18 protein-coding genes are annotated in these 21,268 nt (G+C 68.5%); 7 read left to right on the forward strand and 11 right to left on the reverse strand.

The window, feature by feature from the left end:
* The first annotated feature begins 2 nt into the window (after window positions 1-2).
* The gene (locus WJM96_RS00205) at window positions 3-272 is read left to right on the forward strand and encodes an RNA-binding S4 domain-containing protein (RefSeq protein WP_424810400.1); all 270 of its coding nucleotides are present in this window, start codon (window positions 3-5) and stop codon (window positions 270-272) included.
* Here the strand turns inward: WJM96_RS00205 and WJM96_RS00210 are convergent, their stop codons facing one another.
* The 7 genes from WJM96_RS00210 to WJM96_RS00240 form a co-directional block, all read right to left on the reverse strand.
* Complete coding sequence (locus tag WJM96_RS00210) at window positions 273-704, reverse strand: SufE family protein (RefSeq protein ID WP_424810401.1); 432 nt, start codon at window positions 702-704, stop codon at window positions 273-275.
* 7 nt (window positions 705-711) lie between these two features.
* A complete protein-coding gene (locus tag WJM96_RS00215) occupies window positions 712-1,734 on the reverse strand; it encodes a CarD family transcriptional regulator (RefSeq protein WP_424810402.1) in 1,023 nt (340 codons plus the stop codon).
* Window positions 1,735-2,056: 322 nt separating this feature from the next.
* Window positions 2,057-2,389 (reverse strand): ferredoxin FdxA, encoded by a 333-nt coding sequence (gene fdxA / locus WJM96_RS00220; protein WP_424810403.1) that lies wholly within the window; start codon window positions 2,387-2,389, stop codon window positions 2,057-2,059.
* 78 nt (window positions 2,390-2,467) lie between these two features.
* Window positions 2,468-3,595 carry a polysaccharide pyruvyl transferase family protein gene (locus tag WJM96_RS00225; protein ID WP_424810404.1) on the reverse strand — a complete coding sequence of 376 codons (1,128 nt, stop codon included), beginning with the start codon at window positions 3,593-3,595 and terminating at the stop codon, window positions 2,468-2,470.
* Between the two features lie 255 nt (window positions 3,596-3,850).
* Window positions 3,851-5,026: a polysaccharide pyruvyl transferase family protein gene (locus WJM96_RS00230; protein ID WP_424810405.1), complete on the reverse strand. Its 1,176-nt coding sequence runs from the start codon at window positions 5,024-5,026 to the stop codon at window positions 3,851-3,853.
* A 176-nt stretch (window positions 5,027-5,202) separates the two neighbouring features.
* Window positions 5,203-6,522, reverse strand: coding sequence for a glycosyltransferase (locus WJM96_RS00235; RefSeq protein ID WP_424810406.1), 1,320 nt, complete (start codon window positions 6,520-6,522; stop codon window positions 5,203-5,205).
* A complete protein-coding gene (locus WJM96_RS00240; protein WP_424810407.1) occupies window positions 6,519-8,009 on the reverse strand; it encodes a hypothetical protein in 1,491 nt (496 codons plus the stop codon). The genes WJM96_RS00235 and WJM96_RS00240 overlap by 4 nt, the downstream gene beginning before the upstream one ends.
* A gap of 293 nt (window positions 8,010-8,302) precedes the next feature.
* On the opposite strand from WJM96_RS00240, the gene WJM96_RS00245 reads away from it, so the two are divergent.
* Complete coding sequence (locus WJM96_RS00245) at window positions 8,303-9,130, forward strand: hypothetical protein (protein ID WP_424810408.1); 828 nt, start codon at window positions 8,303-8,305, stop codon at window positions 9,128-9,130.
* 36 nt (window positions 9,131-9,166) lie between these two features.
* Here the strand turns inward: WJM96_RS00245 and tldD are convergent, their stop codons facing one another.
* The 3 genes from tldD to WJM96_RS00260 are packed head-to-tail and all read right to left on the reverse strand — an operon-like array spanning window position 9,167 to window position 16,656.
* On the reverse strand, window positions 9,167-10,603 hold the full coding sequence (gene tldD, locus WJM96_RS00250) for a metalloprotease TldD (protein ID WP_424810409.1): 1,437 nt from the start codon (window positions 10,601-10,603) through the stop codon (window positions 9,167-9,169).
* A gap of 33 nt (window positions 10,604-10,636) precedes the next feature.
* On the reverse strand, window positions 10,637-15,562 hold the full coding sequence (locus tag WJM96_RS00255; protein ID WP_424810410.1) for a PAS-domain containing protein: 4,926 nt from the start codon (window positions 15,560-15,562) through the stop codon (window positions 10,637-10,639).
* The gene (locus WJM96_RS00260) at window positions 15,559-16,656 is read right to left on the reverse strand and encodes a COX15/CtaA family protein (protein WP_424810411.1); all 1,098 of its coding nucleotides are present in this window, start codon (window positions 16,654-16,656) and stop codon (window positions 15,559-15,561) included. The genes WJM96_RS00255 and WJM96_RS00260 overlap by 4 nt, the downstream gene beginning before the upstream one ends.
* Window positions 16,657-16,764: 108 nt before the next feature.
* Here WJM96_RS00260 and WJM96_RS00265 point away from each other — a divergent pair, with 108 nt between their 5' ends.
* Both WJM96_RS00265 and WJM96_RS00270 read left to right on the forward strand, forming a co-directional pair.
* Window positions 16,765-17,508 (forward strand): glycosyltransferase family 2 protein, encoded by a 744-nt coding sequence (locus WJM96_RS00265; RefSeq protein ID WP_424810412.1) that lies wholly within the window; start codon window positions 16,765-16,767, stop codon window positions 17,506-17,508.
* The gene (locus WJM96_RS00270) at window positions 17,505-18,182 is read left to right on the forward strand and encodes a TVP38/TMEM64 family protein (protein ID WP_424810413.1); all 678 of its coding nucleotides are present in this window, start codon (window positions 17,505-17,507) and stop codon (window positions 18,180-18,182) included. The genes WJM96_RS00265 and WJM96_RS00270 overlap by 4 nt, the downstream gene beginning before the upstream one ends.
* A gap of 25 nt (window positions 18,183-18,207) precedes the next feature.
* Here the strand turns inward: WJM96_RS00270 and WJM96_RS00275 are convergent, their stop codons facing one another.
* On the reverse strand, window positions 18,208-18,459 hold the full coding sequence (locus WJM96_RS00275; protein ID WP_424811799.1) for an usg protein: 252 nt from the start codon (window positions 18,457-18,459) through the stop codon (window positions 18,208-18,210).
* 300 nt (window positions 18,460-18,759) lie between these two features.
* On the opposite strand from WJM96_RS00275, the gene groES reads away from it, so the two are divergent.
* From groES to WJM96_RS00290, 3 genes are all read left to right on the forward strand, one after another.
* Window positions 18,760-19,050: a co-chaperone GroES gene (gene groES, locus WJM96_RS00280; RefSeq protein WP_424810414.1), complete on the forward strand. Its 291-nt coding sequence runs from the start codon at window positions 18,760-18,762 to the stop codon at window positions 19,048-19,050.
* Window positions 19,051-19,097: 47 nt separating this feature from the next.
* Window positions 19,098-20,741 (forward strand): chaperonin GroEL, encoded by a 1,644-nt coding sequence (groL, locus tag WJM96_RS00285; protein WP_424810415.1) that lies wholly within the window; start codon window positions 19,098-19,100, stop codon window positions 20,739-20,741.
* A gap of 235 nt (window positions 20,742-20,976) precedes the next feature.
* Window positions 20,977-21,180 (forward strand): cold-shock protein, encoded by a 204-nt coding sequence (locus tag WJM96_RS00290; protein WP_424810416.1) that lies wholly within the window; start codon window positions 20,977-20,979, stop codon window positions 21,178-21,180.
* The last annotated feature ends 88 nt before the right edge of the window (window positions 21,181-21,268 follow it).

Consider the following 21,268-nt stretch of genomic DNA (forward strand, 5'->3'; position numbering starts at 1 on the left):
GCATGGAGTCGGGGCCGGATTTCCTGCGCCTCGACACTTGGCTCTGGCACACGCGCCTGGCGAAATCGAAGTCGCTCTGCGGCGCGATGGTCGAGGCGGGCGGCTTCCGGCTGAACCGGCAATCCGTCACCAAGGCCCATGCGCGCATCCGCGTGGGAGACGTGCTGACCTTCATGTGGCAGGGCGAGACGCGCGTCTGGCGCGTGCTGGCGCTCGGCGACCGGCGGGGCCCGCCGGCCGAGGCTCGGGAACTCTACGAGGAAGTGCCCTAGCTAGGCCTGCGCGGCCCGCGCCGCCGCCTGCACGCGCCCCAGCACCGCCGCGACGCCGTTGCGGCGGGAGAGGCTGATATGCTCGCCGAGGCCGAGCCGCGTCAGGAAATCCGTGTCGGCGGCCAGGATCTCGTCCGGCGTGCGGCCGTTGAAGACGCGCAGCACCAGCGCCATCAGCCCCTGGACGATCGCGGCGTCGCTGTTGATGCGGAAATACAGCCTCCCATCCTCCAGCCGCGGCACGAACCATACGCGCGACTGGCAGCCGGGGACGAGGTTCGCCTCCACCTTCTCGGCGGGCGTGAGCTCGGGGAGCTCCCGGCCCATGTCCATGAGGTAGCGGTAGCGATCCTCCCAATCGTCGAAGAGGGCGAAGCCCTCCTCGAGATCGGCGACGACCTCCTCGATGGAAGAGGAGAGGTCCAGGGTCATGGCGTGCTCAGCTGGACTTCGCGAAGTTGACGAGCTGCTCGCTCGCCGTGAACTTGTCGATCTTCTGGATGGCCGCGTACTCGGCCGCCAGGCGCTCCAGCGCCTGTTCGTAGATCTGGCGCTCGCTGAAGGACTGGTCGGGCTGGCCGGCGTTGCGCTGCAGGTCGCGCACCACCTCGGCGATCTGGATGGGATCGCCGCTGTTGATCTTCGCCTCGTATTCCTGCGCGCGGCGGGACCACATGGTGCGCTTGATGCGCGCCCTGCCCTTGAGCGTGTCGATCGCGGCCTCGAACTCCTTCGACGTGAAGAGCTTGCGCAGGCCGGCGGTCGGAACCTTGTTCACGGGAACGCGCAGCGTCATGCGGTTCTCCTCGAAGGTCACGACGATCATCTGCAGCTCCATCCCGGCGGCCTCGATGATCTCGATGCCCTGGACGGTGCCGACGCCATGGGTCGGGTAGACGACATGGTCGCCCGCCTTCAGCTCCACCTTGCCGGCGGGGGCACGGGGGGCGGCGGTCTGGGCCTCGTTGAAGCCAGGGCGACCGGGGCCGCGCACGGCGAAGGAGGGCGGCATGCTCGGCCGGCCCATGGGCGGGCGGGGAGACATGGGATTGCCGCCGCTGGCCGGGCGCACCGGCGTGTTCGGCGGCGGCGCCACGACGAAGGCGGGGCGCGATGGCGCGGGGGCCGGCGCGGGCTCGGGCTCCGGTGCGGCTACGACCTGAGGCGTCTCGACGGGCTGCGGCTTGGCGGCGGCCTTCGGCGCCGCGGCCGGCGCTGCCTTCGGAGCTGGTTTCGGCGTGGTCTTGGCCGGGGCTTTGCTGCTGGTCACAGGAGTGGTTGCTACCTTGCTGACGGGAGTTTTGGTCGGACTGGACTTGGGGGCCGGCTTGGCCTTGGCCTTGGCCTCGGGCTTCTTCGGGGCCGCCTTGGGCGGCGGAGCCTTGGCGGGGGCCGGCTTGGCCGTGACGGTCTTCTTCGCCGCCGGCTTCGCCTTGGCGGGCTTGGGCGGCGCGGCCTTCACCGCCGGTTTGGCGGCCGGCTTGGACGCGGGCTTCGCGGCGACTTTCGCGGCTGGCTTAGGAGCGGGTTTCTTGGCAGGAGGAGGGGCCTTGCGGGCGCGCGCGGGGGTAGAATGACTCCGAGGCGACGTGGCCATGAGGCAGGCACTCCTGGAGGCCCGGGTTCAGGAACAACCGAAGATACGACCTTCGCGCCCCGGGGCCAGCCGCCGCACGGAGCGGACGACTGTGGCCATTGAACGCGCAAGTTGCGCTTCAGTTCCTCAAACATAACACAAAAATGGCCTCAAGTCACGCGCCGAGAGGCAAACGCCCCGTTACCTGTCAGGGCTGTCCGGGTTCCGGACTCAGCAGCGCCATCTTGCCGGGCTTGCCATTCCACTCCTCGGCGTCGGCCGGTTGATCGCCCTTGCGGGTGATGTTCGGCCAAGTCTTGGCATAGTTCCGGTTGATCTCGAGCCAGGGCGTGGCGCGGTCGTCGCTGTCGGGCAGGATCGCCTCCGCGGGGCATTCAGGCTCGCAGACGCCGCAGTCGATGCACTCGTCAGGGTGGATGACGAGGAAGTTCTCGCCCACGTAGAAGCAGTCGACCGGGCAGACCTCGACGCAATCCATGAACTTGCACTTGATGCAGTTTTCGGTGACGACATAGGTCACGAAGGCGGCTCCTGGGTTTTCGGGGCGAGCAGGGCGTAGAAATGACCCCGGCCGCCCCCCTTGGCAACCCCAGGCGCGTCACATCCGGTGCGGGATTCCGTTGTATTCGATCAGAAGCTTCATCCTGTCGTAGCGCAGGGCGAAGGTCTTGTTGAAATCGTCGAAGGAAACCTCGCGCAGCAGCTTGCCGACATCGCTCGGCGGCTCGTTCTCGATGACGAGCGAGGGGACGGAGAGGGAGTCCGCCAGTTCCGTGCTGCGGCTGTCGTACTTCACCAGTACGCCCGGCACGCCATTCGCCAGGGCGGGCAGGACTCCGTGGACGCGGTATCCGAAGGCGAAATCCTGGCTGCAGATGAAGCGGTCATAATCCTCGACGCGGAGGAAGAAGAACATCTTCTCGCGATAGAGGCGCTCCAGCCGCTCGGCGGTCTCCGGCGTCCACCAGCCCTCCTTCAGGAACAGCTCGCGCGCCTTGGCCATGCCCTGCGCGTTCTGGAAGTAGAAGGCTTTCTCGTCGACCTCGCCGTGCGTCGTCACGGTGGTGTCGAAAGCGTCCATCGTATGGAGCAGCAGGTCGCGCTGGATCCGCAGGTAGTCGCGCGGATTGCTCGAATAACCGCCGCCGACCTCGCGCCGGACGGAGAAGGCGACGCGCTTGATGTCGGCCGGGGCCTCGATCCGGAGATCGCGGTTGCGCGCACGGAACAGCGAGGGGCAGCCCACGATGTCCACATTCCTGATGCCGTTGGCGTAGAGAAGGTCGGCGGTGAAGGTGCCGCGCACGCCCACGGCCTTGCTGCGCTCGGAAACGATCTGCCAGAAGCGCAGATTGTCGCCGGTGAGCTTGTAGTCGTCGCGGCTCGTCGCCTGGCCGCCGACGCCCAGCGCATAGACCGGGATCTGAACGCGGTTGAGAACCTCGATCGCACGCTCCCAATTCATGTAGTTGTGAATGAAGTTGGAAGCACGCACGATGATGTAATCGAACGTCTTGTAAAATTCGATATCCGCCTCAGACGGATCGCGAATTTTCATTTCCGAGACTTGCGTATATTGCAACAATTTCAGGGTGGAATCGAAAACCACCATATCGCCAATATTGAAATACTCGCTGGCGATGCGCTCTTGCGGGAAATCGTACCATTGGACGCGGTCATGCTCGTAGACGCGACCTGCCGGTGAAATGACAAGAACACGTCGCATCTGCTGCCCACTCAAAGCACTTCCCCCGTATTGTTCTATCGGTCATCGTTTCAAATTAAAAATGAAGCCATGTCCGTCCAGCGACACGAAATTCGAACGACTTTACCGGGATAGGGCTTCGCGCCGCTACTGCTGCGTCGAAAATGCGTACGCATGCACCATGCGGTCGTCAAGGCAGCGTCGCAGAATTCGTTCGGTGTCCAACAAAAAAGGGCGCCCTTTCGGGCGCCCTTCGGCGATAGGCCATGACGACCTTCACTCGGCGGCTTCGGCGATCTTGTAGAGGAACGGCGAAGGCACGACCGAGTTCGCCTCGAGGAAGGGCACGTAGCGCGCCGCCGCGGCCGCGCGGTGCTTGTCGTAGGCCACCGGGTCGAACTGCACGATCTTACCCAGGGCCGTGCGCGTCAGCGGCTGCTGCAGATCCTCCTGGCGGATGTTCGGCACCATCGTGTTCTCGCAGAGTTCCCGCGTGCGGCTGTCGATGGTGACCGTCAGCCCCATGCGCTCCGCCTGCAGGGCCAGCGCGATGCCGTGATAGCGCGAACCCACGGTCAGGTCGTAGTTCCGCAGCGAGTCCATCCAGGCCGGCACGTCGTAGAACGACTTGGCATAGATCCGGCACCAGTTGCGGAACTCCTCCGGCGTGTAGTGCGGCACCGTGTGGCGATGGATGTGCTCCAGCACCACGGGATCGATGAGGTCGAACTCGCCGCGCGAAACCTTGATCATGTCGCTCATCGACTGGACGACGTATTGGCCCGGCGTCACCGGATCCATGATCATGGAGATCAGCTGATGCTCGATGGTGCGGATCTTGGCCCAGGACTGGTGCCCGCCGGCGACCGAGATGAAGCGCGGCGGCATCTGCTTCGTCCAGTTGGCATAGATCCGGTGGCCCAGATCCGGCGCGGGATTGATGAAGTAGGACGGGCAGCCGCCCGTCTGCGCGCCGGGAATCCCGAGCTTTTCGAGCTGGCCCGTCGTGTAGGCGCCGCGCGTATAGATGTTCGGCGCCGAGCCGCCATGCAGTTGCGCGATGACCTTCGCCCAGCGCAGCGTGCCCTCGCTGACGGCCACGTCGTGATCGTAGCTGTCCGCCTGCGCGCCGAGCCCGATGGAAACGACGGGAAGCCCCGCCTGCTCCAGCTTGTCGGCCATGGTGCCGAGGTCGGTGTGCTTGCCGATCTGGTTGGCGCAGGGAATGACGACGATGTCGGCCGTCTTCTTCAGCGTCTCGACCGAGGTGTGCCAGGGCAGCCACCGCATCGGGTTCGCGATATGGCTCGCGATGGCATAGACGAAGGCCAGGTTGCCGTTGTTGTGGCCGACGCCCTTGTACAGATCGTCGAACGGGGCGTTGGAATACAGGCCGAGGGAGGATTTCTGCCAGAGCAGCGCCACCCGGGGAACCTTGGGCGCCTTGGCCACCACCGGCGGAGCGGCCGGCTGAGGCTTGGCTTCGAGACTGTCTTGTGCGGCTGAGGACATCGTCAGGCTCCGTTGAAGGTCTGTCTCGTTGAAGGGCGTCGCGGACCGGCGGGCCGCAAAGTCTTGCTGGTGCGAAGAGCTGCCTCGACGGCGATGGCCGTGCGGCAGGTCGGGGTTCAGCCCTGCCTCGCCCGCGCCCCGCTCCGCCGCGCAGCGGCGATAACAGGGTTCGGGTCCGCGGTCCGGGCGCCGAACGCCTCGGACAGCCCGGCCAGGAATTCGTCGCGCGTGATGACGTCGCGCTGGCTGCGCGCGATCCGCTCGTGCAGGGCCGGATCGCTGGCGCGCATGATCACCCGCGCGAGGTCGCTCGGGCTCGCGCGGCGGAAGTGCAGGCCGTCGACCTCGTGGTGCACCTTCTCCGCCATGCCGCCGATGTCCGAGACGATGAGCGGCGTGCCGGCCCGCCGGGCCTCCTGGATCACGACGGGCGAGTTCTCCCACCAGATCGAAGGCACCAGCACCCAGCCCACCGACTGCATGAGATCCAGGACGTCAGCCGGATCGTAGCGGCCGGCCATGACGATGGACGGCCCCGCATCCTCGATGATGGTCTCGAGGTCCGGGAACATCCGCGTCACGTCCGCGAGATCGGCGCCAAAGATGGTCAGGGTGGGGAAGGGCTCGCCCACGCCGGGCTTGGGCAGCAGCGCCATGGCCCGGATCAGGATGTCGAGGCCCTTGAACTCCGTGGGCTGGCCGAAGAAGGCGAAGCGCATGGAGTTCTCGCCCGACGGCTCCAGCCGGCGGACCCGCCACATGGCGTCGCCGAGGTAGTTCTCCAGCACGGAGCCCGGCCCATCCAGCCCCCAGGCGCGGTAGCGCGAACGCAGGAACTCCGAGCAGTAGATGATATGGTCGAAGCGCCGGAGGCCGCTGATCATGTACGCCTTGCGGAGCGCCAGGCTGTCGAGCGTCTCCTGGGGGAAGCAGGACAGGCAGCGCAGCGGCGCCTCGCTGCGGCAGAGCTCCCGCCCGCGCGTCTTGATCATCTGGCCGTGATGCAGGCAGATCGCGAGCATCTCGTGCAGGGTGATGACGAAGGTCGCGTCCGGGCGCGCTTCCTTCAGCTCGGCCACCAGGTCGAAGCCGATGCGCCAATAGTGATGGAAGTGGTAGACGTCGACATCGAGCCCCGCGAGGAAACGCACCAGCGCCTGGCGCTGCAGGCTGTCGTTCCAGGAAAGCCGGTCCTCCGTCATGCCGGAGAAGGCGAAGACGTACTCATCCTTCTCATAGGGCATGACCGTCGGCAGGGACTGCCGCGCCGCCTGTTCCGTGTTGAGCACGGAAGCCGCGACGAAGATGGAGCGCCAGCCGGCCGCCCGCTGCATCTGGTGCTGGCGATAGGCCGCGATCTCGCCGCCCCCGCGCGAGAAATCCGGATGGGCGTGCGAGACGACGCAGACGCGGCGCGGCACCGCGATATCGCTCATGCCGCGTGCTCCGCCGCGGAGCGCCACATGGTCTCGATGTGATCGTTCACGAGTTCGGCCCCAAAGGCGCTGCTCCATTCACGGTTCACAGGATCCCAGGGCAGGGAGGGATCCTCCGCCAGAGACACGAATTGCGCGAGGCTGTCACCCAGTGCCGTCGAACGGCCCGCGGCGGCGTGCAGCACGAAGAGCCGCGCCAGCGCCGCGCCGCGCGAGGTCGCGAGCAATTCCGCAACGTTGCCCTCGATGGCCGCGCGCGCAAGCCGCGGCAGGTCGAGCGCGATGAGGCGGCCCGACCCCAGGACGGCCGCGCGCTCGAGCACGACGCCGGGGGAGGTCGCGATCTCGACCGGCATCCCGCGCCGGGCGAAGATGTCGGCCGCGGCCGGTGCCGCCTCGCCCATGAAAAGAATGGAGGAGGCGGCGCGCTCGATCTCGGGCACCAGCAGGTGAAGCAGACGCACCGCGGCCAGGCTGTCCACGCCGATCAGGGCCAGCTCCGCCAAGCCCTCATCGGCGTCATTGGCCGGCAGGCCGGGAACCTCGGTGGCGGCCAGGGCCTCGAAGGTCAGGCGCCGCTGGTCGAGAACGGCGCGCAGCATCGCATGGCCGGCATTGCCGGCCGGGGCCGCCGCCAGCGTGTCGAGGAAGCCCGGCACCGTGTCCTCGCGCGGGTGGCAGCGGACCCAGAGCCGCTCGGAATCGAACGTGATCTCGGCCACCAACTCGATCGCGCTGAGGCGCGGCACATAATCCCAGTCGATCCGCCCATAATAGGCCAGCGAGCCGGGCGAGCGGCTGACCATGCCATCCTGCAGCGGCAGGGGGACGATCTCGTCCGGCCCGTCATCCTCGGCGCGCAGGCGCGCGATGGCCACGACGTCGATCTCCACCGTCCCGCGCGAACGGCCGACGAAGCGGAAGTCGAGCGCGACCTCCCCGGCGGGCGAGCAGGAGGCCGTGATCCGCTCGGCCACACCCATGTGATGGGCGACGCCCTGGACCAGCGGCATCTGCGCGATCCAGGTCGCGAAGGCGCCATAGGGCCGGTACTGATAGGAAAAGAGCGGCAGGGCGGCAGGGCGGTTCAGGCTCTCGCGCAGCAGGGTGAAGCTGGTGCGCCAGTCCTGCAGCGTCATGATCTGGAACAGATCGGTGTTCGCGCCCCCGTCGGTGAGGTTCGCCTGGCCGGCCCGGTCGCCGGCGACGACCGCCATGTTGAGCCCGCGCATTCCTTCGGGCGCCACGATGGAAATGGAGAAGCCATGGACCACCGCCGCCGCCGGATCGGACGGCAGGACGTCCGGCCGGGGATGGCGGGACAGGAAATCGACACGGCATGCCTGCCCGTCGGTGGTGCTGAACTGAAGATCCACCGGCTGGCCGCGCGGCGTCATGTGCCAACCCAGAATGAGCCATCGCTGCGCGCCGACACTCGCGATGCAGTCCACGCCGAGCTGGAAGCCCTCGCCAAAGGAAATGAACATCCTCGGTCCTTCTGCGGTAGGCCCCGCTTATCACACCGTAAAACCGCACGCCAAGGCATCGAATTCCCGCATGCGGTGTTTTGGCGGAGCCGTCATGGAGGCGCCCAGATTTCCGGCAGATGGCCGTTAAGGACTGCCACAAGGAGATGCAAAGTTAGGTCATTATGAACAATGGCTTATTCATCAGGAGGATAACCAAACTTTCCCTGGCAAGCACCCCCGACCCCGGTTAGTGTGCGCTGCATCATAGCAGCATCAGCCGCAGGCTTCCTGAAGGTCGGGAAAGGAGAAACATGCTCCGAGGCTCCATCGAACAGGTTCTCAGTGATCGCGTGAGCGGTTGGATCTACTCCTCCGCGTCTAACCTTCAGGGGGCGACTCTCCTCGCCTATGTGGATGACGAGTGCGTCGGCGCCGGCAAGGTCGACGTCTTCCGGCAGGACCTGGCGGATGCGGGGTTGGGCGACGGGCGGTTCGGCTATTCCTTTCCGGTCTCGCTCCTCAAGCCCGATGACGGCACCCGCCTCATCATCAAGCTCGAGGGCAGCGATGCGCTGCTGAAGCAGGCCCAGAGCCGCATCGAGGGCACCTTGGCGAAGGCGGAGCCCACCGGCGCGCTCGGCCTGCCGCAGGATACCGTCAACTGGATGCGCCGCCGCGCCTGGCTGTCCCAGTCGGACTACGATTTCCTCCGGTATTTCGCGCAGCTCGGCATTTACGACCGCTCGCTGGCCTCCCGCGTCGAGACGGCGGAACGCATCGATGCGAACATGATGGACCCCGCCGAGCTGGCGAAGGAGCTCTTCGCCCTTCTCGCCCTGCGCGAGACAGCGGTGGAGCGTGTCACGGTCAAGGCGATCGGCGACGTCGCGAACATCACGGCGGATCGCATCCGTGCCGGCCTGTCGCCCATCGTGGCGCTCTGGTCGCGCGAGCGCGGGCGCGTGGATGTCATCGAGGGCTCGCACAAGGACAGCGCGCTGCAGGAACTGGGCAAGGCCCCGGTGGATTACTCCCTGGGTCCGGACCGGCTCGTGTTCCTGGATGCGCGCGCCGCCTTCGGCAGCAAGGGATCGGCCGGGAAGTCCGGCCTCGACGTGTTCTTCGCGAAGGACGAGTAAGTCGCGCAGGGGCCCGCGCCAAGCGGGCCCCCCGCCTCAGATCCGCGTGCCGCCGACCGTGAGGCCGGTCATCTTCAGCGTGGGCTGACCCACGCCCACCGGCACTCCCTGGCCCTGCTTGCCGCAGGTGCCGATGCCGGGATCCATCGCGCTGTCATTGCCGATCATGCTGACCTTGGTCATCGCGTCCGGCCCGTTGCCGATCAGCGTGGCGCCCTTCACGGGCGCCCCGACCTTGCCGTCCTCGATGAGATAGGCCTCGCTCATCGAGAAGACGAACTTCCCGGAGGTGATGTCCACCTGCCCGCCGCCGAAGTTCACCGCATAGATGCCCTTCTTCACGCTGCGGATGATCTCTTCCGGCACCATGTCGCCGCCCAGCATGATCGTGTTCGTCATGCGCGGCATGGGGCTGTGGGCATAGCTCTGGCGGCGGCCGTTGCCGGTGGGCTGCACGCCCATGAGGCGCGCGTTCTGCCGGTCCTGGATGAAGCCCCGCAGGATGCCGTCCTCGATCATCACGGTGCGGCCGGAGGGCGTGCCCTCGTCATCCACGGTCAGGCTGCCCCGGCGGTCGGCGATGGTGCCGTCATCCACCACGGTCACTCCCGGCGCCGCGATCCGGCGGCCCAGGAGCCCGGCGAAGGCCGAGGTCTTCTTGCGGTTGAAGTCGCCCTCCAGCCCGTGGCCGATCGCCTCGTGCAGCAGGATGCCGGGCCAGCCGGGGCCGAGCACGACCTCCGTCTCGCCGGCCGGGGAGGGCACGCTCTCCAGGTTCACCAGCGCCTGGCGCAGCGCTTCCTTCACGCCGCGCTGCCAGGCGCCGTCCTCCACCACGCGGGAATAGGCGAAGCGCCCGCCGGTGCCGAAGCTGCCCGTCTCGCGCCGGCCGTCCTGCTCGACCACGACGCTGACGTTGAAACGCACCAGCGGCCGCAGGTCGGCCACGCGCAGCCCGTCTGGCCGGACGATCTGCACCGCCTGCCACTCGCCGGTCAGCGAGGCCATGACCTGCGTGACCCGCGGGTCCAGCGCGCGGGCATAGGCATCGAGCTCCAGCAGCAGCGCGGTCTTCTCGGCGAAGCCCATGGCCTGGAGCGGATTCGCGGCCTCGTAGAGCTGGGTATTGGTCGCACGCGGCCCGACATCCAGCGTGCCGCTGCGACCCTGGCGCACCGCGCCAACCGTCGCGGCGGCACGGGCCAGGGCGGCGTCGCTGATCTCGCCCGAATGGGCGTAGCCGGCGGCCTCGCCCTGCACCGCGCGCAGGCCGAAGCCGCGCGCCGTGTCGTAACTGGCCGAGCGGATGCGCCCGTCCTCCAGGCTGATGGCCTCGCTCTCGCGGTACTCGAAGAAGAGCTCGCCATCCTCCGCGCCCTGGGTCGCCTCGCGTAGGCGCCGGGCGGCGGCCTCGGGGTCGAGCTCGGCGTAGAAGAGGCGGTCGGTGACGGCGAGGGGCGTGTCGAGGGGCATGATGGCTCTATCTAGGCGCTCCGCGGCGAAATTTCACGCATGCGGCTGCACGAGGACGCGATCGGGCGCGAGGAGATGGTCGGCCGGGAAGGTGATGCGGGCCGTCGTGCCCTGGCCCGGCGTGCTTTCCAGCTCCAGCGTTCCGCCTTGCGCCTCGATGAGCGCGCGACACAGATGCAGGCCGAGGCCCGAGCCCGGGAACCGCCTGGACAAGGCGCTGTCGAGCTGGGTGAAGGGCTCGAAGACCCGCGCGAGGTCTTTCGGTTCGATGCCGATGCCAGTGTCCTTGACCTCGATCACCAGGCCCGGGGTTGCGAGCCGCGCGCTCAGAGTCACCTGGCCGCCCTGGGGGGTGAACTTGGTGGCGTTGCTCAGAAGGTTGAGCAGGACCTGGCGCAGCCGCCGTTCGTCGGCGCGGAGCTGGGGCAGGTGCTCGGGCGCGTCGAGCCGCAGCTGCAGGCCGGAACTCGAGGCCATGCCGCCGATGATCCGCACCGCGCCCTCCATCAGGGGCTGCAGCGAGACCTTCTCGATCACCACCGGCAGGCTGCCGCCCTCGGCGCGCGTCACGTCCAGGATGTCGTCGATCAGGGTGAGGAGATGGCGTCCGGCCTCCTGGATGGAAGCCGCGAATTCCTGCACCTGTTCCGGCGTGGCGCCGCCCTGCAGCACCTCGGAGAAGCCGATGACGGCGTTGAGCGGCGTGCGGAGCTCGTGGCTCATGGTCGCGAGGAATCGCGACTTGGCCCGGCTGGCCGCCTCGGCCGCCTCGCGTGCCGCGTCCAGCTCCGCCCTGATGCGGCGGTCTTCCGTGACGTCGGTATAGGTGACGACCCAGCCCCCATCGGGCGTGGGGTCCGAGACGACCTCCAGGATGGCGCCGTCGGGCCGCGTGCGGACGGAGAGGATGGGCTTGGCGCGATCGCGGTACTTGATCGCATCCGACCGCGCCCGCCCTTCCGGCCCCTGGCCGTACTCGCCACGCTGGAAGAAGATGTCCACCATCTCCTCATGCGTGATGCCAGGCCGCAGCACGCCCTCCGGCAGCTCGAGCATCTCGTGCATCTTGGGATTGGCGGCGACCAGCCGCCGGTCGGCGCCGAAGAGCATGATGCCGTGGCGGATATTGCCCAGCATCATGCCCAGGATCTCGGCGCGGCGCGCGACCTCGGCCTCGGCGCGGGCCACGGCCGTCACGTCCTGAAGCGAGATCACGAAGCCGCCGTCGGGCGTCGGGTCGGACGCGACGACGAGAACCCGCCCATCCTCCGTCACGCGCTGGCTGCGGTGCGACTTCGAGCGATCCAGCGACAGCAGGCGGCGGCGCCGGGCTTCCGCCGCCTCGGGCGACCCGAAATTGCCGCTGGCCGCCTGCACCTCGAGGTTCTGGGCCAGGGTCTGTCCGATGAGGCCGCCCAACCCCGGCATGCCGGTCATTTCCGCGGCCAGGGCGTTGAACGCGACGAGCCGGCTGTCGCGGTCATAGAGCATGACGCCGGAGATGTTGTTCTCCAGCATGGTCTTGAGAACGCCCGCGCGCTGCTCCGCCGCTTCCTCCGCCCGCACCAGCGCCGAGATGTCGGAGATGGAGACGACGTGCCCGCCATCGGGCGTCGGGTCGGAGGCGATGTCGAGGCGACGCCCGTCCGGCAGGTTGCGCTGCACGCGCTGGGGCTGGGTGCGGTCCAGCTGCTGGAAGTAATTCTCCCAGTTCTCCGCCGTGGCATCGGCGCCGAAGATGCCCCGTGCCCGCTGCTCCACTAGGATTTCGCGCTGGGTGATGCCCGGGCGGCGCAGCAGGTCCGGCACGCCCATGAGTTCGCCGGCCAGGGCATTGGCCGCCACGAGCCTCTGCTCGGCATCATAGAGAACGATGCCCTGGCGGCTGTTCTCGAGCATCACCTGCATGATGCCGGCGCGGCGCTGCGCTTCCTCCTGCGCGTCCACGAGCGGCGTGACGTCGGAGACGGAAATGACGAAGCCGCCTTCCGGCGTCGGATCCGAGGCGACATCGAGCACGATGCCATCGGGCCGGCGGCGCTGGTAGCGGATGGGCTTGGAACGATCGAGCGCCAGGATCTCGGTGGCGAAGCGCTCGGCGGCCTCGGGATCGCCGGGATAGTCGAGCGGCGCCTGGTGGCGGATGACCTCCTCGAAGGTCCGCCCCGTCATCATCTCCAGGCCCGCGAAGCTGGCGACCCTGGCGGCGATCCGGTTGCCGGCGATGAGGCGCGAATCGGCGTCGTACAGGGCGATGGCGTGCCGTGAGGCGTCGAGCGTGACGGCCAGCGCCCGCGCTTGGGCCTGCGCCTGTTCGCGCGCCATCACGAGTTCCGTGACGTCGGAGACGGAGACGACATAACCGCCGTTGGAGGTCGGGTCGGAGCTGACGTCGAGGACCACGCCATCCCGCCGGCGGCGCTGGTAGCGCAGCGGGCGGGAGCGATCCATGGCGCGGTGGTATTCCAGCCGCGAGGCGTCCTCCTCGGCCGAGGCGCCTTCCATGCGCTGCTGCGCGAGGACGATCTCCTCGTGCCGGAGGCCGACCATGTCCTGGCCCTGGGCGAAGCCCGCGAGCCGCGCCGCGATATCGTTGGCCGCGACCACGCGGTTGTCGCCGTCGTAGAGCGTGATGCCCTGGCGCGCGGCGTTCAGCGTCGTGCCCAGCACCTCCGCCCGGCGCTCGGCCTCGCGCTCCGCCACCACGCGGGCGGTGATGTCGGTCAGCGTCAGGACGAAGCCGCCATCCGGCACCGGGCTCGAACCCACCTCGAGCTCCGTGCCGTCGGGGCGGCGGCGGCGGGTGATGTGCGGCTGGGTCAGGTCGTTCCCGAGCACCCGCGCGATCCAGGCCGCCGCGACGTCCGGCGGGCCGAACTCGCCGCTCGCCGCCTCGGCATCCAGGACCTCGCGATGCGTCATCCCAGGATGGAGGCCTTCCGGGATGCCCATGAGCTGCCCGGCGAGGGCATTGGCCGAGACCAGCACCCGCTCGCTGTCGAACAGCGCGATGCCATGGCGCATATTGTCGAGCATCGCCTGCAGCACGGTGGCGCGGCTCGCGGCCTCGGCCTGAGCCTGGGTCAGGGCCGTGATGTCGGTGAAGCTGCGGATGGCGCCGCCATCGGGCGTGATGTCGGTGCGGACCTCGATGATCGTCCCGTCCGGGCGGCGGCGGGTGTAGTGGGTGGCGAGGCGCCAGGGCTCCATCACCGGCTCGACCGGGTGGCGCTTGCCCTCCAGGTCGATCCCGAGCTCACCCTGCGCGATCTGCGCGTCGCGCAGCTGGGTGAAGTGGACCCCGGGCTTGGCCAGCTCCGGCGGAATCCCGGAAAGCCGGGCGCCCAGGTCGTTGACGACGCGGAGGTAGCCTTCGGGATCGTAGAGGAAGACGCCGTGCCGCATGTTGTCCAGCACGGCCTGGAGCGTCGTGGCGCGGTTGCGCGCATCGGCCTCCGCCGCCACCTGCGCGGTCACGTCGGTATAGCTGCGGACGTAGCCGCCGCTGGGCATGCGGTCGGTGATGACCTCGATCACCTGGCCGTGGCGGTTGCGGCGCTGATAGCGGTCAGGTCCCTTCAGCTCCCGCCCGCGGCGGAGCCGGATGAACTGCTCCGTCGTCTCGTCGTCGCCGTGAACGCCGCTCTCGATCTGGATCTCGCGCAGCCGGTCGAGCGTGACGCCGGCGACGTATTTCTCCGGCGGCACGCCGCTGAGCTCCGCCGCCAGGCGGTTTGCGGCGACGACGGTGCCATGCTCGTCGAACATGGCGATGCCGTGCCGCATGTTGTCGAGCATGGTGCCGAGAAGCTCGGCGCGCTCCCGCGCCTCGGCCTGGGCTGCGTGCAGCGCCGTCACATCCGCGACGACCATGGCGTGCCCGCCATCCGGCAGGGGCACGCTGCGATGCGTGGTGGCGAGGCCGTTGGGGCTGCGGCGGTCGAAGCTGTGGCGCGTGTTCACGCGCGAGAGCCGCCGCGGCACTTCCTGCGCCGGATCGCAGGGCCCGAACTCGCCTTCCACCGCGCGCTTCCAGAGGATGTCGCGCAGGCTCTCGCCGACCCGGATCGGGCTATGCGCCATGATCTCGTTATAGGCGGGGTTCACCATGGTGACGGAACGGTCCGGCCCATAGACCGCCACGCCGACCGGCAGCGCCTCCATCAGCGCGTCGTGCAGGGCGATCCGGCGGCGGGCGGATTGCTCGGCCTCGTGCTTGTCGGTGATGTCCGTGACTTCGGCGAGCCAGCCGCCGTCGGGCATCGGCCGGTTGTCGAAGCGCAGCGTCCGCCCGTCAGGACGCGTCCGCTCCTTCGACCAGTCGCGGCCGCGCGGATAGGCGGCCATGCTCTGGATGATCTCCTCGGCCTGCCCGGCATCGAATTCGCCGGCCGCCTGCTGCAGGCGGACGATCTCGGGGACCGAGATGCCCGCCGGGAGATGGCGCTCATCGACATTGATCAGGCGGGCATAGGCCTTGTTGTTCCGGCGCAGCCGATGATGGGCGTCGAACTGCGCGATGCCGGTGGAAAGCCGGTTGGCGATGTCGTCCAACGCGCGGGCCTCGGCCTCCGCGGCCTCACGGGCCTGCACGTATTCGCTGACGTCGGCGATGGTGAGCAGCCGCCCCGCCGGGGCCAGCGGCGCCAGCCGGAGCTCCAGCGCACGGCCGGCGATGTCGCGGACGATGCGGCGATGGATGGCCTCCCGGCTCAGCACCATCACCTCCCGCGCGCGCTGCTCCGGCTCGCCCGCGCCCAGGACGCCCTGGAAGGCCAGGCGCCTGAAGACCTCGGCTTCGGGCGTGCCGAGCGGCATGGCAGCCGCGTCGATGCGGAGCAGCTCGCGCATCTCGTCGGTGATGAGCAACAGGGCGCCGTCGGCGGCAAAGCCCATCATCGCGATGGGCAGGGCGGTCAGAGCCGCGATCCGGGGATCCGAGGGCGGCGGGCCGTTCACCTGGACGGGGCCGCTCCCGCCGGCTCACGCAGGGCATGCCAGGCACAGAGGCCGGCCGCCAGCACGCCGACCGCCACCGCCTGATGCAGGGTGCCGAGCGCGGGCGGCACCACCAGGAGCAGGGTCGCGACGCCCAGGACGTATTGCAGCGCGACGGCTCCCGCCATCGCGAAGACCGCGCCGCGCGCAAAGCCGCGGGGCAGGCGGCGGAAGGCCGCCAGGGTCGCACCGATCATCGCCAGGGCCGTCAGGGTCGCCAGCATCCTATGGTTGAACTGCACCGCCGCGATATTCGCCGTCAGATTGTGCAGCAGACTGCCTTCGCCAAGATAGCCCTGTGGGATCAGGTTTCCGTCCATCAGCGGAAAGGTGTTGTAGGTGAAGCCGGCGCGGATGCCCGCGACGAAGCCGCCGGCCAGCATGGTCAGCACCGCCAGCCAGAAGGCGGCCAGCACCTGCCGGCGCACCTTGCCCTGGGCGGGCGCGACCCTTTCCGGCACCGGCCGCAGTAGCCCGAGCGCCGTCCAGACGATCACGCCGAAGAGCAGGAAGGCCATGGAGAGATGCACCACCAGCCGGTAGGGCGAGACGGTGGTGCGGTCGGCCTCGAAGCCCGAGGCGACCATGAACCAGCCGATCGCCCCCTGCGCGCCGCCCAGCACGAAGAGCAGCGCGAGGCGCGGCATCAGCCCGCGCGGGATGGCGCCGCGCCACCACAGGATCAGGAAGGGCACCAGGTAGGCGAAGCCGAGCAGCCGCCCCCAGAGCCGGTGCAGCCATTCCAGCCAGAAGATGCGCTTGAAGCCCTCCAGCCCGAAGCCCGCGTTGATCAGCTCGTATTGCGGGATGGTGCGGTAGAGATCGTAGAGGCGGTTCCACTCGGCCTCCGACATCGGCGGCAGGGCGCCCATGATCGGCGCCCATTCCATGATCGAGAGGCCCGAGCCCGTCAGCCGCGTCGCGCCGCCGAGCGCGATCATCACCCAGATCATCGCGGCCATGCCGAGAAGCCAGACCGCGACGGCCCGCGGCCGGGCCCTGTCGCCTCGCGAGGAGGGAGAATCGGCCGGCAGGCTGCGGGTGTCGAACGGCATGAGGGGCATATAATATCAATCGGCTGCGCTGGCAGCCCAGCCAAAAGCCGCGCCCGGACGGCCGCCGGACCGCTTGTGGCCGCGCCCCGGCCCTGATAACGGCGCCGAATGTCCGCCGCCCCCCTGGTTTCGGTCGTCGTCCCCGTGCGGAACGAGGCGCCCAACATCGCCCCGCTCGTCGCCGAGATCGAAACCGCCCTCGCCGCCATCCCGCACGAGATCGTCTATGTGGACGACGGCTCGACCGACGCGACCCCGCAGGAGCTGGCCGCCGCGGCCCGGTCCGCGCCCCTGCGCTGGATCCGGCACCGCGAGAGCTGCGGCCAGTCCGCCGCGGTCGCGACCGGCGTGAAGGCCGCGCGGGGCACCTGGATCGCCACCCTGGACGGCGACGGCCAGAACGACCCGGCCGATATCCCGAGCCTGCTGGCGCGCGGCCAGGCCATGGCCGCCGAGACCGGGCAGCAGGTGCTGGTCGCCGGGCACCGGGTGAACCGCAAGGATACCTGGATCAAGCGCCGCAGCTCCCGCTTCGCCAATGCCATCCGCGCCTGGCTGCTGCGGGATGCGACGCCGGACACGGGCTGCGGGCTGAAGGTCTTCCCCCGGGCGCTCTTCCTGGACCTGCCGCGCTTCGACCACATGCACCGCTTCCTGCCCGCGCTGTCGCTGCGCGCGGGCGCGAAGGTGATCAGCGAGCCGGTGAACCACCGCCCCCGCGTGCGCGGCGTCTCCAACTACGGCACGCTCGACCGGCTGGCGGTGAGCTTCCTCGACCTCGTGGGCGTGGCCTGGCTGCAGCGGCGCGGCAAGCGTCCCCAGATCGAGAGCACGGAGACCGGGCAGCCGTGACCGGCAAGGCGCTCCTCCGGGCGCTGCTCATGGTCATGGGCCTCGCCCTGGCGGGGCTGGTGTTGCGCGTCCTCGGCGCCGTGCCGGGGACGGATTGGGTCGACGCCCATGTGCGCGACCAGGGCATCCTGGGCGAGACGCTGTTCCTCGCGGTGGGCGCGGCGGCGCTGGCGGCGGGCATGCCACGGCAGGCGGTGGCCTTCCTCGGCGGGTATGCCTTCGGCGCCTCGGTGGGCACGGCGCTGGCGCTGGTGGCGCAGCTGCTGGGCTGCGCCATCGCCTTCTACTGGGCGCGCGCGGTCGGCCGCGCCTGGGCCGAGCGGCGGCTGGCCGGGCGGTTCGGCAAGCAGCTCAGGCCCATCGTCGGCATCCTGCGGGAAAACCCCTTCGGGGCCGCGCTGGCGCTGCGGCTCTTCCCGGTCGGGAACAACCTGGCGCTGAACCTCCTGGCGGGGATGTCCGGGATCGCGGCGGCGCCCTTCTTCCTCGCCTCGGCGATCGGCTACGTGCCGCAGACCATCGTCTTCGCCCTGCTGGGCAAGGGCGTCCGCGTGGACGGGACCTGGCAGCTCGCGCTCTCGGGTGTGCTGCTGCTGGGCAGCATCGGCCTGGGCATCTGGCTCATGCGGCGGCACCGGGCCGGCCGGGCGGTGGAACAGGCACCGGTCGAGTAGCCCCGTTCCGCCGCCGCAAGGCGCTTCAGTGCAGCCTGAAAACCCCGTTGGAGTAACGCAGCTCGGCCGGCTTGATGAGCGCTTCGCTGGCCACCCGGACGGAATGCAGCGGCCCGTCGATCTCCCGCCGCCAGAAGTCCAGGAAGCGCGTCAGCTCGGGGAATTCCGGTGCCAGGTCATGCTTCTGCCAGACGAAGCTCTGCAGCACGGCGGGGTGGTCGGGCATATGGTAGAGGATCTCGGCGGTCATCAGCCGCCAGTCGGGGGTTCGCACCATGTGAACCAGGCTATCCAGCACAATCGGCCTCCTCGGGTCTGATGCCCGCGGGACCGGCCTTTGCTCCCTTCGCCGGCCCTGGCGGGCCCTCCGATGAAGAAAGCGTGACACGTCTGGCCGCCGATCCGCCAGGAATTTCATATCATTACAGCCGATTAGCACTCTCACTCAGAGAGTGCTGCTGATTGCCTTGACTCGGTCGAAAGCTCCTCTTAGATCGCTGGCACTCCCCGCCGGCGAGTGCCAGCACTGGCCGGAGGGAGAATTCGCAGGCCTGATTTCCCTGGAGGAAAGAGCCCCATGAAGTTCCGTCCCCTGCACGACCGCGTCCTCGTTCGCCGTATCACGGCTGAAGAGAAGACGGCCGGCGGCATCATCATCCCCGACACCGCCAAGGAGAAGCCGCAGGAAGGCGAGATCCTCGCCGTCGGCAACGGCAACGTCTCCGAAGACGGCACCGTCCGCCCGCTCGACGTGAAGGCGGGCGACCGCATCCTGTTCGGCAAGTGGTCCGGCACCGAGGTCAAGATCGACGGCGAAGAGCTGCTGATCATGAAGGAGTCGGACGTGATGGGCGTGATCGCGGCCTGAACTGGCCCCGCGCCTTCCTGACAACCCCATTCATTTAGAGGTGTATTATGGCTGCTAAGGACGTGAAGTTCGGCGCCTCCGCCCGCGAGCGTATGATCCGCGGCGTGGACATCCTGGCCGACGCCGTGAAGGTGACGCTGGGCCCCAAGGGCCGCAACGTCGTGATCGACAAGTCCTTCGGTGCCCCGCGCATCACGAAGGACGGCGTGACCGTCGCGAAGGAGATCGAGCTCTCCGACAAGTTCGAGAACATGGGCGCCCAGATGGTGCGCGAAGTGGCCTCGAAGACCAACGACCTGGCCGGTGACGGCACGACCACCGCGACGGTTCTGGCCCAGGCCATCGTCCGCGAGGGCGCCAAGGCCGTGGCCGCCGGCATGAACCCGATGGATCTGAAGCGCGGCATCGACAAGGCCGTCACCCAGATCGTCGCCGAGCTCGAGTCGAAGACGAAGAAGATCACGACCTCGGCCGAGGTGGCCCAGGTCGGCACGCTGTCGGCCAACGGCGAGGCCGAGATTGGCGAGATGATCGCGCAGGCGATGGAGAAGGTCGGCAACGAGGGTGTGATCACCGTCGAAGAAGCCAAGTCCATCCAGACCGAGCTCGACGTCGTCGAGGGCATGCAGTTCGACCGTGGCTACGTCTCCCCGTACTTCATCACGAATGCGGAGAAGATGATCGCGGAGATGGATCAGCCCTACATCCTGATCTTCGAGAAGAAGCTCTCCCAGCTCCAGCCGATGCTGCCGCTGCTCGAGGCCGTGGTGCAGAGCGGCCGTCCGCTCGTCATCATCGCCGAGGACGTGGAGGGCGAGGCCCTGGCGACGCTCGTGGTCAACAAGCTGCGTGGCGGCCTGAAGATCGCGGCCGTGAAGGCTCCGGGCTTCGGCGATCGCCGCAAGGCGATGCTCGAGGACATCGCGATCCTGACCGGTGGCCAGCTGATCTCCGAGGACCTCGGCATCAAGCTCGAGACCGTCACGCTGCCGATGCTTGGCAAGGCCAAGACCATCCGCATCGAGAAGGAGAACACCACGATCGTCGACGGCGCCGGCGAGAAGAGCGAGATCGAGGGCCGTTGCGAGCAGATCAAGGCGCAGATCGAGGAGACCACCTCGGACTACGACCGTGAGAAGCTGCAGGAGCGCCTGGCGAAGCTCGCCGGTGGCGTGGCCGTCATCCGCGTCGGTGGCAGCACCGAGGTCGAGGTGAAGGAGCGCAAGGACCGCGTGGACGACGCGCTGCACGCGACGCGCGCCGCCGTCCAGGAAGGCATCGTCCCCGGTGGTGGCACGGCTCTGCTGCGCGCCTCCGAGAACCTGTCGAGCCTGAAGGGCGCGAACAACGACGAGCAGGTCGGCATCGAGATCGTCCGCAAGGCGATCCAGGCGCCGGTCAAGCAGATCGCGACGAACGCCGGCAAGGACGGCGCCGTGGTGGCCGGCGAAGTGCTCCGCAGCTCCGACTGGGTGTTCGGCTACGACGCGCAGAAGGACGAGTACAAGGACCTGGTGGCCGCCGGCATCATCGACCCGACCAAGGTCGTGCGCACGGCTCTGCAGGATGCGGCCTCGGTCGCCTCGCTGCTCATCACCACCGAGGCGATGGTCGCCGAGAAGCCGGCGAAGGCCGCTCCTCCGGCCGGTGGCCCGGGTGGCATGGGCGGCATGGGCGACATGGACTTCTAAGTCCGGTCCCAAGCTTGCTCGAATGGGAAGGGCGGCCCTCGCGGGCCGCCCTTTTTCTGTTTTTAGATCACACGGCATTTGACATTGGCGCGCCGATCTGCGCCTCTGCGCGCGCCTTCCTTGCCGTGCCGACCCCAGATGCTTTCCTCAGATCGCCTGGACGCCCGTGTTTGTCCGGCTGGAGGAGGCGGCTCGCGTGCGGAAGTTTCCGCACGCATCGACAAGGAGAACGCGGATGGCCACTGGCACCGTGAAATGGTTCAACGCCACCAAGGGCTTCGGCTTCATCGCGCCGTCGACCGGCGGTTCGGACGTCTTCGTCCACATCACCGCCGTACAGGCGGCGGGCCTGCAGGGCCTGAAGGACGGCCAGCAGGTTTCCTTCGACGTCGCTGAGGAGCGCGGCCGTTCCGCCGCCGTGAACCTCAAGGCGGTCTGAACGATTTACGGGGGACGGCTCACGCCGCCCCCCGTATTTTTTTGCGCCCCCAGGCGCCGGTCGGCCGCAGTCGCGGCCTGGGCTCAGC

Origin of the sequence: Roseococcus sp. YIM B11640 (genome assembly GCF_049727625.1) — a bacterium.
GTDB lineage: Bacteria > Pseudomonadota > Alphaproteobacteria > Acetobacterales > Acetobacteraceae > Roseococcus.